The sequence below is a fragment of the Pseudomonas fluorescens group sp. PF-1 genome, assembly GCF_054481335.1.
In genome coordinates this window covers 2,725,390-2,737,902 of record NZ_JBTMNG010000002.1, presented here as the reverse complement: position 1 = coordinate 2,737,902, position 12,513 = coordinate 2,725,390, and the positions used below count along the sequence as shown (strand labels likewise).

13 protein-coding genes and 2 pseudogenes are annotated in these 12,513 nt (G+C 61.8%); 12 read left to right on the top strand and 3 right to left on the bottom strand.

The features are described from left to right. Positions 1–167 precede the first annotated feature (167 nt). The gene (locus ACX3YD_RS27525; RefSeq protein ID WP_090319609.1) at positions 168–773 is read left to right on the top strand and encodes an SCO family protein; all 606 of its coding nucleotides are present in this window, start codon (positions 168–170) and stop codon (positions 771–773) included. Beyond that, positions 773–1,264, top strand: a complete 492-nt coding sequence (locus ACX3YD_RS27520; protein ID WP_458961530.1) for a copper chaperone PCu(A)C — start codon at positions 773–775, stop codon at positions 1,262–1,264. The genes ACX3YD_RS27525 and ACX3YD_RS27520 overlap by 1 nt, the downstream gene beginning before the upstream one ends. 39 nt (positions 1,265–1,303) lie before the next feature. On the opposite strand, the pseudogene ACX3YD_RS27515 reads toward ACX3YD_RS27520, so the two are convergent. Both ACX3YD_RS27515 and ACX3YD_RS27510 read right to left on the bottom strand, forming a co-directional pair. After that, positions 1,304–1,780, bottom strand: a pseudogene (locus ACX3YD_RS27515) (SAM-dependent methyltransferase); the annotation flags it as partial. Between the two features lie 29 nt (positions 1,781–1,809). Next, positions 1,810–2,687 (bottom strand): annotated as a pseudogene (locus ACX3YD_RS27510) (hypothetical protein). A gap of 378 nt (positions 2,688–3,065) precedes the next feature. On the opposite strand from ACX3YD_RS27510, the gene ACX3YD_RS27505 reads away from it, so the two are divergent. The 9 genes from ACX3YD_RS27505 to ACX3YD_RS27465 all read left to right on the top strand — a co-directional run bounded on the left by ACX3YD_RS27505 (position 3,066) and on the right by ACX3YD_RS27465 (position 10,786). Beyond that, complete coding sequence (locus ACX3YD_RS27505) at positions 3,066–3,539, top strand: hemerythrin domain-containing protein (protein WP_103404886.1); 474 nt, start codon at positions 3,066–3,068, stop codon at positions 3,537–3,539. Between the two features lie 304 nt (positions 3,540–3,843). Then, entirely contained in the window at positions 3,844–4,434 is a 591-nt protein-coding gene (locus ACX3YD_RS27500) for an amino acid synthesis family protein (protein ID WP_047527885.1), read from the top strand. A 42-nt stretch (positions 4,435–4,476) separates the two neighbouring features. After that, positions 4,477–5,310, top strand: a complete 834-nt coding sequence (locus ACX3YD_RS27495) for an alpha/beta fold hydrolase (RefSeq protein WP_103404887.1) — start codon at positions 4,477–4,479, stop codon at positions 5,308–5,310. Continuing rightward, a complete protein-coding gene (locus ACX3YD_RS27490) occupies positions 5,307–6,788 on the top strand; it encodes an aldehyde dehydrogenase (RefSeq protein WP_103404888.1) in 1,482 nt (493 codons plus the stop codon). The genes ACX3YD_RS27495 and ACX3YD_RS27490 overlap by 4 nt, the downstream gene beginning before the upstream one ends. A 12-nt stretch (positions 6,789–6,800) precedes the next feature. Continuing rightward, entirely contained in the window at positions 6,801–7,286 is a 486-nt protein-coding gene (locus tag ACX3YD_RS27485) for a flavin reductase family protein (RefSeq protein ID WP_047527880.1), read from the top strand. A gap of 170 nt (positions 7,287–7,456) precedes the next feature. Further along, a complete protein-coding gene (locus ACX3YD_RS27480; RefSeq protein WP_458961529.1) occupies positions 7,457–8,908 on the top strand; it encodes an NAD-dependent succinate-semialdehyde dehydrogenase in 1,452 nt (483 codons plus the stop codon). Between the two features lie 81 nt (positions 8,909–8,989). Next, entirely contained in the window at positions 8,990–9,379 is a 390-nt protein-coding gene (locus ACX3YD_RS27475) for a carboxymuconolactone decarboxylase family protein (protein ID WP_047527877.1), read from the top strand. Between the two features lie 88 nt (positions 9,380–9,467). Continuing rightward, positions 9,468–10,220: a GntR family transcriptional regulator gene (locus tag ACX3YD_RS27470; protein ID WP_020800935.1), complete on the top strand. Its 753-nt coding sequence runs from the start codon at positions 9,468–9,470 to the stop codon at positions 10,218–10,220. Between the two features lie 2 nt (positions 10,221–10,222). Beyond that, positions 10,223–10,786 (top strand): NUDIX hydrolase, encoded by a 564-nt coding sequence (locus ACX3YD_RS27465; RefSeq protein ID WP_090319567.1) that lies wholly within the window; start codon positions 10,223–10,225, stop codon positions 10,784–10,786. A gap of 65 nt (positions 10,787–10,851) precedes the next feature. On the opposite strand, the gene ACX3YD_RS27460 is transcribed toward ACX3YD_RS27465, so the two are convergent. After that, a complete protein-coding gene (locus ACX3YD_RS27460; RefSeq protein ID WP_103404890.1) occupies positions 10,852–11,148 on the bottom strand; it encodes a DUF1330 domain-containing protein in 297 nt (98 codons plus the stop codon). A gap of 71 nt (positions 11,149–11,219) precedes the next feature. On the opposite strand from ACX3YD_RS27460, the gene ribBA reads away from it, so the two are divergent. Next, entirely contained in the window at positions 11,220–12,329 is a 1,110-nt protein-coding gene (ribBA, locus tag ACX3YD_RS27455) for a bifunctional 3,4-dihydroxy-2-butanone-4-phosphate synthase/GTP cyclohydrolase II (protein WP_458961528.1), read from the top strand. Positions 12,330–12,513: the final 184 nt, after the last annotated feature.

Below are 12,513 nucleotides of genomic sequence, written 5' to 3'. Positions count from 1 at the left end.
CGCGATTAGCCGGGTTGTGAACGGCTGGCCGCGACCATTTGGCGCATGACCGGCGGGCGACCGATTGAGCGCCACAGGGCAACAGTTTGTTAACATCCACGCGCTTTTTTTCGCCTGATACGTCAGGCACTGTGGTTTTTCAGTGGTGACACAGGAAGCTTTTTTCCATGAGTACGTTGTATACCCGTCGCACAGTCCTTCAAGGCATGGGCCTGCTGAGCCTTGGCCTGCTCGCCGGCTGTGATGACAGCAGCAAGCTGTCGTTCAAATACGGCAAGGATCTGAGCGACAAGATCATGGGGCGTAACTTCAAGCTCAAGGACGCCCAGGGCGAGACCCGGATGCTCGGCAGCTACCGTGGCCTGATGCCGATGATCTTCTTCGGTTTCACCCAGTGCCCCGCGGTGTGCCCGACGACACTGGCCCGCGCCGCCCAGGCCAAGAAACTGATGGGCCGCGACGGCGAACGCCTGCAAGTGATCTTCATCACCCTGGACCCCGAGCGCGATACCCCGCAAATGCTCGACAAATACGTCAAGGCCTTCGACCCGAGCTTCGAGGCGCTCTATGGCACCCTGGAAGAAACCGCCGCCACCGCCAAGGAGTTCGGCGTGTTTTATGAAAAGGTCCCGAGCGGCGACACCTACACCCTCTCCCACACCGCGACCAGCTACGTCTTCGACTCCAGAGGCAACTTGCGCCTCGGGCTGTCCGCGTCCCTTACCGCAAAAGAGTGCGCAGAAGACCTGCTCACCGTCATGGAGGTCTGCTGATGACTTCGTTGTACGCAAAGCGTTTTAAACAACTGGCCCTGGGCCTGTCCCTGATCGGCATGGCCTGGCAAGCATCGGCGCAAACCCTGGTCAACGACGCCTGGGTCCGCGCGACGGTGGCTGGCCAGCCTTCGACCGGGGCCTTCATGACCCTGCAGGCGGACACCGACAGCAAACTGCTGAGCGTACAGTCGCCCGTCGCCAAGACCGTGCAAATCCACCAGATGAGCATGAAAGACGACGTGATGAAAATGGGTCAGGTCGAGTCCGTCGAGCTGCCGGCCGGCAAACCGGTGAGCCTCGATCCGGGCGGCTACCACGTCATGTTGATGGACTTGAATGCCCAGGTTCAGGAAGGCAGCAAAGTGCCGCTGACCCTGGTCGTGGAAAACGCCAAGGGCGAGAAAGAAACGATCAACGTCGAAGCTGAAGCCAGGGCGCTGGGCACCATGGATCACAACAAGATGATGGACCACAGCAAGATGCATTGATCTGCTGACCGCCTCACCCCCCGAGGCGGCTCATGGTCACGCCTCGCGTCGGGCGCGGGCGACGATCAACGCGCCGACGCCGGCACCACAACCGATGTCCACCACGCGCCGCACAGGCTCGAAACACTGCTGCAAATGCGCTTCGATCAACCGGGCAAAGCGGTAGCTGTCGGGACCGAAAAACACCGAGTCGGTCTGGGTCGTCGGGTACGCCGAATGGGCGAACAGCAATCCTTCCAGGGTTGACCAGCGCACAGTGCTGCGCCACAGCGAGCCCTCCCTTTCGACGATGCCTGCCTGCTCCAGCGCCGCCAGTGCCTCCGTCGCAAACAACCGGTGATCGAACGGCATCGACCACCCGAAAACATCGCGCAGGTCCCTTGCCAGCGGTGTCGCCAGGCGCTGAAGAACCCTTTGGTGGGTCAGCGGGGTCGGGGTGACGAAACGATAATGCTCGGCGAGCAGGCGCCTGCCCCACTCCAGTAAGCCTTGATCGGCGTTTTGTTGTGCTGACATGTGGCGCTCCTTGAGTCTGTGCAAAGGGGTCAGCGCCGACGGGTACGCAATTCAATGAAGCGTCGAGTGGCGTAGAGCCCGGCCGGACGGCAATGACGTTGCGCCGAGAGCCACGGAATCAACGACTCAAGCTGTTGCCGTGGCGATTGCTCGCTCAGGGTGTCCTGCAATACCTTGAGTTCCGGATCATCTGCCCACCCGGCGTCGGCGTGGTTCTCGTCGTGCTTGCGACGCGGTGATGGCTGACGTTTCGGGTCTTGCCAGTCACCGGCCATCCAGTCGCGCAGCAGTTGCTTCTCGTATCCGCTGAACACGCCGAACATGGCGGCGGTGCTGCCTTCGATCAAATTCCAGAAGCAACTTTCCTGTGGTGGACAATGGCGCTTGATCCAACCCTTGCGCTCCAGTGCGCCGAGAAAGTCCTCCACCTGCCCGGCCGCCGACAGCCACTCGTTCACGGTCCTGCCCTCGATCCGACAGTAATCGGAATGCAGGTGCTGACCGGACCGTCGAACCGTTGGTCCTGCCAGCCATCCACCCCCCCCTCCAGCCAGGCGCCATCGACCTCTTTGGTCGGCGCTACCCGTTGCAGGAAATACAGCGCGTGAGCCTTGTTCTGAAAATAGCGCCGTGCGCCGCCCTGCTGGCGCTCCTCGATGTACCGGGCATAGTCGCGTGCCACCTCGGCACAATGCCGTTCGGCCCATGCCGACAATTGCTCCGGCGTTTCGGGCAAGTCACAAGGCAGCTCAGCGGCGCGGGCCAGTTGTTGGCGCAGGAAGGTTTCCGCCCTTGATCCGGCATCGGGAGCCTTGCTGTACAACACGCCGTAGAGGTCGCGGCACCGTTCATGACTTGAATCAGTCAGTGTCGAGGATGTGCCGGACAAAAGTGTGAACACGGTCATGAGGTCATTCTCCTGGGCCATGCATTTCGACTGTCCCTGACATCCAGTGACGATTAAACGAAACGCTGCTCGTTGAACAGGAGATTTGGCCGGCTACGAAAAATTCCATCGGCTTTCCCAGGCCATGGACCGGTGGCAATACAGAATGCTGCGCCAACACCTTCGCCCCAGCGCCCCTGTCCGCGATTTGCAATGCCGGCACGACAGCGCTCGGGCAAGCTGCATGAGGCTTTTCGCCACTTCCTGCGCCAAATCATTGATCTCAATGGCATTTTTCGCGCAACCAGATTGGCACAGCTCATGCTCCTGTCCTGGGGCAACCACAGAGATTGCCGGCAACGACCGGTCCTGACTTCCCGTGACAGCAGAGGCTGAACCATGAACGCCATCGACATCCTGAAAGCCGACCATGAACGAGTAAAAGCCATCCTGACCCAGCTGAACGACTCCACCGAGCGCGCGGTAAAAAAACGCGCCGAGCTGATTGGCAAGCTGGAAATGGAGATCACCCTCCACACCAAGCTTGAAGAAGAAATTCTCTACCCGGCCTACAAAAAAGCCGGCGGTAAAGAACAGGAAAAAATGTACTACGAGGCGAAGGAAGAGCACCGCACGGTCGACTCCCTGGTGCTGCCTGACCTGAAGGCCACAGACCCGGCCAGCGTGGAGTTTTCCGGACGCGCCAAGGTGGTCAAGGAGTTGCTTGAGCATCACATCGAAGAAGAAGAAACGGAGATGTTTCCTCAGGCCAAAAAACTCTTGGGCAAAGCGCAACTGGATGAACTGGGGGCACAAATGGAGTCGATGAAGGCTTCTTATAAGAAGTCGCTCGGCGACGGCATGGCGGCCTGATCACTGACCGGCCATACATTGAAGCCTGACGCGGGTCCTTCGACGCCGCGCTCAGGCTTCGTCGCGTAACGTCACCGTTAACTTCAACGCATTGCCCAACGCAGCGCCGCAATCGCCTGCCACCGATCGGCATGGCAGGGATATGGCTGCTCCCCTTTTTCAACTGTTCAAGACCGGCATCCGATCAATGGCTGGCGGGTTTGCGCACCTTCCGACCAGAAACTCCATTCAGGGTCTTGCGCTAACGGTATTATGGTATACCATCAGACGCACAGACACTTTTCACTCTGAAATGGAGCCGCTCATGAGTTTTGAAATCCGCAAGATCGTCAGCTACATCGAAGAAACCTTTATCGAAGGCGGCAAGGCCAGTGATAAGCCTGTGACCATGGTCGGGCTGGCCGTGGTGATGAAAAACCCTTGGGTGGGCAACGGCTTTGTCGAAGACCTGAAACCGCAAATCCGCGCCAACTGCTCCGACCTTGGCGCCATGATGGTTGAACGCCTGGTGGGCCTGATCGGCGGTGCCGAGAAGATCGAAGCCTACGGCAAGGCTGCCGTGGTCGGCGCCGACGGCGAAATCGAACACGCCTCGGCCGTGATCCACACCCTGCGCTTTGGCAACCATTACCGCGAAGCCGTGAAAGCCAAGAGCTACCTGAGCTTCACCAACAAGCGCGGCGGCCCGGGCACCTCGATCCAGATCCCGATGATGCACAAGGACGATGAAGGCCTGCGTTCGCACTACATCACCCTGGAAATGCAGATCGAAGACGCGCCGCGTGCCGACGAAATAGTCGTCGTCCTGGGTTGCGCCGATGGCGGCCGCCTGCACCCACGCATCGGCAACCGTTACATCGACCTGGAAGAACTGGCGGCCGAAAAAGCCCAGTAAGACGGTCGGTCACTACAACAAAAAGGTTTGCAGGAGCGCTCCATGATTCGGCTCACCGCTGAACTCACCCCGGCTGGCACCAGTTACCTGGCGACCGGCCAAGGCCAGCCCGTGGTCTTGATCCACGGCGTGGGCCTGAACAAAGAAATGTGGGGCGGCCAGATCGTTGGCCTGGCCTCCCAGTACCGGGTCATCGCCTACGACATGCTCGGTCATGGCGCCAGCCCGCGCCCGGAAAGCGGCACGCCCCTGCTCGGCTATGCCGACCAGTTGCTGGAGCTGCTCGATCACCTGCAATTGCCCAAGGCGGCGGTGATCGGTTTTTCCATGGGCGGGCTGGTGGCACGGGCCTTTGCCCTGCATTACCCGCAACGTTTGCAAAGCCTGGTGGTGCTCAACAGCGTGTTCAACCGCAGCGCTGAACAGCGCGCCGGGGTGATCGCCCGCACCAGCCAGGCCGCCGAGCATGGACCGGACGCCAACGCCGAAGCGGCGTTGTCGCGCTGGTTCAGCCGCGAATACCAGGCGGCCAATCCGGCGCAGATCGCCGCGATTCGCCAGACGCTGGCAGGCAATGACCCCCAGGGCTACCTGACCACCTATGAGCTGTTTGCAACCCAGGACATGTACCGCGCCGAGGACCTGCCCGGCATCCAGGTGCCGACCCTGATCGCCACCGGAGAACTGGACCCTGGCTCGACGCCGGAAATGGCCCGGCAACTGGCCGAGCGCATTCCCGGCGCGGCAGTTGCCGTCCTCGCCGAGCAGCGGCATATGATGCCCGTAGAATCGCCGCGCCTGGTCAACCAGCTGTTGCTGGAGTTTCTCGATAAAGCGCACTCCCGACCAAACCAAATCAAGGGGATCGTTGCATGACACTCGCACGCTTCCAGATGTGCATCGGCGGTGAATGGGTCGATGCCCTGTCCGGCAAGACCTTCGAAAGCCTGAACCCGGCCCTGGCCGAACCCTGGGCCGAACTGCCCGATGCCGACGAAGCCGACGTCGAGCGCGCCGTGCAGGCCGCGCAGAGCGCTTTCGACAGCCCGGCCTGGCGTGGCCTGACCGCCACCGCCCGCGGCAAACTGCTGCGGCGCCTGGGCGACTTGATCGCCGAAAACAAGGAACAACTGGCGCAGCTGGAAAGCCGCGACAACGGCAAGCTGATCCGCGAAACCCGTGGCCAGGTCGGCTATCTGCCGGAGTTCTTCCACTACACCGCAGGCCTGGCCGACAAGCTCGAAGGCGGCACCCTGCCGCTGGACAAGCCGGACCTGTTTGCCTACACCGTGCATGAAGCCATGGGCGTGGTCGCCGCGATCATTCCGTGGAACAGCCCGCTGTACCTGACCGCGATCAAACTCGCCCCGGCCCTGGCGGCGGGCAACACCATCGTGATCAAGCCGTCCGAACATGCCTCGGCGACCATTCTGGAGCTGGCGCGCCTGGCCCTCGAAGCCGGGATTCCGCCGGGCGTGGTCAACGTCGTCACCGGTTATGGCCCAAGCACCGGCGCCGCCCTCACCCGCCATCCGCTGATCCGTAAAATCGCCTTCACCGGCGGTGCGGCGACGGCGCGGCATGTGGTGCGCAGCAGCGCGGAGAACTTCGCCAAGCTGTCCCTGGAACTGGGCGGCAAATCCCCGAACATCATTTTCGCCGACGCCGACCTCGACAGCGCGATCAACGGCGCCATCGCCGGGATCTACGCCGCCTCCGGACAGAGCTGCGTATCGGGTTCGCGCCTGTTGGTGCAGGACGAGATCTACGACGAATTCGTCGGGCGCCTGGTGGAGCGCGCCCAGCGCATCCGCATCGGCAACCCGCAGGAAGACAGCAGCGAAATGGGCCCGATGGCCACGGCGCAGCAACTGGCGGTGGTTGAAGGCCTGGTCGCCGATGCCATTGCCGAAGGTGCAAAGCTGCGCCTGGGCGGCAAGCGTCCGCAGAATCTCGGAGACGGCTGGTTCTACGAACCGACCTTGTTCGAATGCGACCGCAACTCGATGAAGATCATGCAGGAAGAAGTCTTTGGCCCGGTGGCTTCGGTCATCCGTTTCAAGGACGAAGCCGAAGCCCTGGCGATCGCCAACGACTCGCAGTTCGGCCTCGCCGCCGGCATCTGGACCCGTGACCTGGGCCGTGCCCATCGCCTGGCCCGTGACGTGCGTTCGGGGATCATCTGGGTCAACACCTACCGCGCGGTTTCGGCCATGGCGCCGATCGGCGGGTTCAAGAACAGTGGCTATGGACGCGAAAGCGGCATCGATTCGGTGCTGGCCTACACCGAGCTGAAAACGGTGTGGATCAACCTTTCCCAGGCGCCAATGCCTGACCCGTTCGTGATGCGCTAGGAGTCCAGAGAAATGATCGAACCCGGCATTTACAAAGACGTGATGAGTTCGTTTCCGTCCGGCGTCACGGTGGTCACCACCCTGGACCCCGACGGTGGCATCGTCGGCATCACCGCCAGCGCGTTCAGTGCGCTGTCGATCGATCCGGCGCTGGTGCTGTTCTGCCCCAACTATGCCTCGGACACCTACCCGGTGCTGCGCGACAGCAAGCAATTCGCGATTCACTTGCTGTCCGCCGACCAGACCGCCGAAGCCTATGCCTTTGCCGGCAAAGGCAAGGACAAGGCCAAAGGCATCGACTGGCACCTGAGCGAACTCGGCAACCCGCTACTGGCCAAGGCCACGGCAATCATCGAGTGCGAACTGTGGCGCGAATACGACGGCGGCGATCACGCCATCATCGTCGGCGCAGTGAAGAACCTGATTCTGCCCGCGCAACCGGTGACGCCGATGGTCTACCACAAAGGCAAGCTGGGGCCGCTGCCCGCGCTGGGCTGATGCTTCACACAAACCCCTGTAGGAGCGAGCCCGCTCCGGGCGGCGCTCCGACGATGGTCGTGAACGATAACGCGTGCTGCCTGACAGCCCTTGGCGTTCTCGGGTTTTTCGCGAGCAGGCTCGCTCCTACAAGGGGCCGCGCAGATCTTTTAATTTTCTCAGGAGCCGGCATGAGCCCAGCAGCCTCATCACTGTTCCGCCAGCAGGCGTACATCAACGGCCAATGGCTGGATGCACCCGACGGCGCGCAACAGGACATCTTCAATCCGGCCACCGGTGAACTCATCGGCCGCGTGCCGAACCTCGGTGCCGAACATGCACGCCAGGCCATCGACGCTGCCAATAATGCCTGGCCGGCCTGGCGTGCACTGACTGCCAAGGAACGCAGCAACACGCTCAAGCGCTGGCACGCCCTGATGCTGGAAAACGCCGACGCCCTCGCTGAAATCCTCACCCTCGAACAGGGCAAGCCATTGGCTGAAGCCAAGGGCGAAATCCTCTACGCCGCCAGCTTTATCGAGTGGTTCGCTGAAGAAGCCAAACGCATCTACGGCGACACCATTCCCAGCCACAAGGGCGATGCACGCATCGTCGTCAGCAAAGAACCGATTGGCGTGGTCGCGGCCATTACACCGTGGAACTTCCCGGCGGCGATGATCACCCGCAAGGCCGGCCCGGCACTGGCCGCTGGCTGCCCGTGCATCGTCAAGCCAGCGCCGGAAACGCCGTTCTCGGCCCTGGCCATGGCCGCGCTGGCGGAACAGGCTGGTATTCCTGCGGGCATCTTCAACGTAATCACCGGCGACGCCATTGCCATCGGTGGCGAACTGACCGCCAGCCCCCTGGTGCGCAAACTGTCGTTCACCGGCTCCACGGCGATTGGCAAATTGCTCATGGCGCAGTGCGCGCCGACGTTGAAAAAGGTCTCGCTGGAACTGGGCGGGAACGCGCCGTTCATCGTCTTCGACGACGCCGACCTGGAGCGTGCCGTGGAAGGCGCGCTGATTGCCAAGTTCCGCAATGCCGGGCAGACCTGCGTCTGCGTCAACCGCTTCCTGGTGCAGGACGGCATTCATGACGCCTTTGTCGCGCGGCTGGCCGAGCGCGTATCGCAGCTCAAGGTCGGCAGCGGTTTCGAGGCGGGCATCACTCAAGGTCCGTTGATCAACGAACGCGCCGTGGCCAAGGTCGAGGACCACGTGCAGGACGCACTGGCCCAAGGCGCCCGCCTGATGTGCGGCGGCGAACGCCATGCGCTGGGCAACGGCTTCTTCCAGCCGACCGTGCTGGCCGGCGTCACCACGCAGATGAAAGTCGCCCGGGAAGAAACCTTCGGCCCGCTGGCGGCGGTGTTCCGCTTCGACAGCGAAGCCGAGGCCGTGCACATGGCCAACGACACCGAATTCGGCCTGGCCGCCTACTGCTACACCCGTGATCTGGGTCGTGCCTGGCGCATGAGCGAAGCGCTGGAGTACGGCATGGTCGGGATCAACGAAGGGCTGATCTCCACCGAAGTCGCGCCGTTTGGCGGAATCAAGTCCTCAGGCCTGGGCCGTGAAGGCTCCAGGTACGGCATCGAGGACTACCTTGAACTTAAATACACCCTGATGGGTGGGCTCTAAGTCATGTTGGCCAAACGGCAGGAGCCGCGCTGCGGCCAACAGCACAGCCTCGAGATCTGAGCCCCACAGGAGACACATGCAATGAGCAACGAGAAGTACGAGAAAGGCTTGCAGATCCGTACCCAGGTGCTGGGCGAAGCCTATGTCAATCGCTCCATCGAGAACGCCGACGACTTCACCCGCCCCCTGCAGGAAATGGTCACCGAATACTGCTGGGGTCATGTCTGGGGTCGCGAGGGTCTGTCCCTCAAGGAGCGCAGCATGATCAACCTGGCGATGATCTCGGCGCTCAACCGGCCGCACGAACTCAAGCTGCATGTGCGCGGCGCCTTGCGTAACGGCTTAAGTCGTGAGCAAATACGCGAAATTCTGCTTCAGGTCGGCATATATTGTGGTGTTCCCGCCGCCGTCGACAGTTTCCGGCTCGCCCGAGAAGCCTTCGCCGAAGCCGATGCCGAGGCCTCCAGTTAACCCCTTGGCTGTTTGATCTGACGAGCACGGAGATTGCTGCAATCGAAGTGCTTTTTTTGCATGGACAGCCACAATCAGAGCGGACCCCATGAAACGCCTGCCACTCGACGACAGCTTCAAGGTCAATCGCAACCCCGTTACCCTGCGCGAAATCGTGCTGGATAAATTGCGAAGCGCCATCATGAACTTCCAGCTTCTGCCGGGAGACCGTCTGGTCGAACGCGATCTGTGCGATCGCCTGGGCGTCAGCCGTACCTCCGTGCGCGAAGCCTTGCGCCACCTGGAATCCGAAGGCCTGGTGGAATTCGCCGACGCCAAGGGCCCACGGGTGGCGATCATCACCCTGGCCGACGCGGTCGATATCTACGAGCTGCGTTGCGTGCTCGAAGGCCTGATCGTCCAGCTGTTCACCCTGCGTGCCAAGGCCAAGGACATCAAGGCCCTGGAAAAAGCCCTGGAAGAAAACCGCCAGGCCCTGAAGGAAGGTGAACTGCAACAGGTCATCGACTCCGTGCAAGGCTTCTACGACGTGTTGCTCGAAGGCTCTGGCAACCACGTCGCGGCCACCCAGTTGCGCCAGTTGCAGGCGCGCATCAGCTACTTGCGCGCGACCTCGGTGTCTCAGGAAAACCGTCGTGGCGCCAGTAACCAGGAAATGGAACGCATGGTCGAGGCGATCAAGAGCGGCGATCCGCTGGCCGCTCACCAGGCCTGCGTCGACCACGTCCGCGCCGCCGCCACCGTGGCCCTCGACTACCTCAAGCGCAAGCAGGAAGAGACCGGGGCGATCCCCGAGATCACCCAGCCCATCGCCCTCAAAGAACCCCGCATAGGTCGTTGATCATGTTCAGCCCGAGCTTTTGTCCGAAGTGTGGCAGCCCTGACCTGGGTCAACAGCTGCCGCCGGGCGATACGCACGAGCGCCTGATGTGCCGCGGCTGCGGCTACATCCACTACGTCAATCCGAAAATCATCGCCGGCTGCATCATCGAGCAGGACGGCAAGTATTTGCTGTGCCAACGCGCGATCCCGCCGCGTCCGGGCACCTGGACGCTACCGGCGGGCTTCATGGAAGCCGGCGAAACCACCGAGCAGGCGGCGTTGCGCGAGGTCTGGGAGGAAAGCGGCGTACGCGCGGAAATCCTTTCGCCGTACTCGATCTTCAGCGTGCCGAAGATCAGCGAGGTGTACATCATCTTCCGCGCCATCGCCCTGGAAATCACCGGCCAGTACGGGCCGGAAACCCTCGACTATAAATTCTTCGCGCCCGAGGACATTCCCTGGGACAGCATCTATTACCCGGCGATCCGGCAGATTCTCGAGCGCTATATCGAAGAGCGGCAGGCCGGGGTCTACGGCATCTACATCGGCAACGACGATACCGGCAAGATTCACTTCATTCGCTAGCGCCCTTGTCGGAGCAAGCTCGCTCCTACAGTCGATCCGGGGGACAGCTGAAGGGTGTCCACCCATCAAACCGGCACCACCCCCTCGACAATAATCACCTCGGCCAGAGCCACACCCTCGCGGTGCCCCCTGGCCTCCTGATAAAGATCCGACCGATAACAGGCCACGGCCTGGTCATAGGAATCGAACTCGATCACCACGCTGCGTTGCGGCGTCGGCCGCCCTTCCATCGCCTCGCTGCGCCCACCACGCGCCAATATCCGTCCGCCGTATTCGGCAAACGCCTTCGGCGCCCGCTGGGTGTATTGGCTGTATTGAACGGGATCGGTGATATCCACGTGAGCAATCCAGTACGCCTTCATAGTGACCTCTCCGGTTGTTTTGTATTATGGTATACCACAATATATTTCCAACAAACACCGAGAATCCTGACATGGCCTTCAACAGCATCGAAGAAATCATCGAAGACTACCGCCAAGGCAAGATGGTGCTCCTGGTTGACGACGAAGACCGGGAAAACGAAGGCGACCTGTTGCTCGCCGCCGACCGTTGCAGCGCCGAAGCCATCAGCTTCATGGCCCGGGAAGCACGCGGGCTGATCTGCCTGACCTTGACCGACGAGCACTGCCAGCGCCTTGGCCTGGAACAGATGGTGCCGAGCAATGGCAGCGTGTTCAGCACGGCATTCACCGTGTCGATTGAAGCCGCCGTCGGCGTGACCACCGGCATCTGCGCCGCTGATCGGGCGCGTACCGTCGCCGCCGCCGTCGCCCAGGGCGCGAGTGCCGCCGATATCGTGCAGCCGGGTCACATCTTCCCGTTGCGCGCCCGGGAAGGCGGCGTCCTGACCCGCGCCGGGCATACCGAGGCCGGTTGCGACCTGGCACGCCTGGCAGGTTTCACACCGGCCTCGGTGATCGTTGAAGTCATGAACGACGACGGCACCATGGCCCGTCGCCCGGATCTGGAAGTGTTCGCGCGCAAACACGGGATCAAGATCGGCACCATCGCCGATTTGATCCACTATCGTTTAAGTACCGAGCACACGGTCGTACGCATCGGCGAGCGCGAACTGCCAACGGTGCATGGCACCTTCCGTCTGATCACCTTTGAGGATCGCATCGAAGGCGGTGTGCACATGGCAATGGTCATGGGTGACGTGCGTCGCGAACAACCGACGCTGGTGCGCGTGCATGTGATCGACCCGTTGCGCGACCTGGTCGGCGCCGAGTACAGCGGGCCGTCCAACTGGACGTTGTGGGCGGCATTGCAGCGAGTGGCTGAAGAAGGATGTGGCGTGGTCGTGGTGTTGGCCAATCACGAATCCTCGCAAGCGTTGCTCGAGCGCGTACCGCAATTGACCCAACCGCCACGGCAGTTCAGCCGTTCGCAGTCGCGGATCTATTCGGAAGTCGGCACCGGGGCGCAGATCTTGCAGAACCTTGGCGTGGGCAAGCTGCGGCATCTGGGGCCGCCGTTAAAATACGCCGGTTTGACCGGGTACGACCTGGAGGTGGTGGAGAGTATTGCGTTTACCCAGTGACCCGAGGGGAATTTGCCCCGGTGGGAGCAGCTTGCTCGCGATAGCGGTATGCCAATCGATATTGAAATCGACTGCCCTGCCCTCATCGCGAGCAAGCTCGCTTCCACATGGGATTGTGGCGATCAGAGGCACCGAAGTTTTCCAAAAAAAACCGCTTCGGCAGATAGCCGGTAAGGCAAAATGC

Bases quoted from the DNA above. Each gene is read 5' to 3' on its own strand.
- ACX3YD_RS27525 (WP_090319609.1), top strand. From the start codon at position 168: ATGAGTACGTTGTATACCCGTCGCACAGTCCTTCAAGGCATGGGCCTG.
- ACX3YD_RS27520 (WP_458961530.1), top strand. From the start codon at position 773: ATGACTTCGTTGTACGCAAAGCGTTTTAAACAACTGGCCCTGGGCCTG.
- ACX3YD_RS27505 (WP_103404886.1), top strand. From the start codon at position 3,066: ATGAACGCCATCGACATCCTGAAAGCCGACCATGAACGAGTAAAAGCC.
- ACX3YD_RS27500 (WP_047527885.1), top strand. From the start codon at position 3,844: ATGAGTTTTGAAATCCGCAAGATCGTCAGCTACATCGAAGAAACCTTT.
- ACX3YD_RS27495 (WP_103404887.1), top strand. From the start codon at position 4,477: ATGATTCGGCTCACCGCTGAACTCACCCCGGCTGGCACCAGTTACCTG.
- ACX3YD_RS27490 (WP_103404888.1), top strand. From the start codon at position 5,307: ATGACACTCGCACGCTTCCAGATGTGCATCGGCGGTGAATGGGTCGAT.
- ACX3YD_RS27485 (WP_047527880.1), top strand. From the start codon at position 6,801: ATGATCGAACCCGGCATTTACAAAGACGTGATGAGTTCGTTTCCGTCC.
- ACX3YD_RS27480 (WP_458961529.1), top strand. From the start codon at position 7,457: ATGAGCCCAGCAGCCTCATCACTGTTCCGCCAGCAGGCGTACATCAAC.
- ACX3YD_RS27475 (WP_047527877.1), top strand. From the start codon at position 8,990: ATGAGCAACGAGAAGTACGAGAAAGGCTTGCAGATCCGTACCCAGGTG.
- ACX3YD_RS27470 (WP_020800935.1), top strand. From the start codon at position 9,468: ATGAAACGCCTGCCACTCGACGACAGCTTCAAGGTCAATCGCAACCCC.
- ACX3YD_RS27465 (WP_090319567.1), top strand. From the start codon at position 10,223: ATGTTCAGCCCGAGCTTTTGTCCGAAGTGTGGCAGCCCTGACCTGGGT.
- ACX3YD_RS27460 (WP_103404890.1), bottom strand. From the start codon at position 11,148: ATGAAGGCGTACTGGATTGCTCACGTGGATATCACCGATCCCGTTCAA.
- ribBA (WP_458961528.1), top strand. From the start codon at position 11,220: ATGGCCTTCAACAGCATCGAAGAAATCATCGAAGACTACCGCCAAGGC.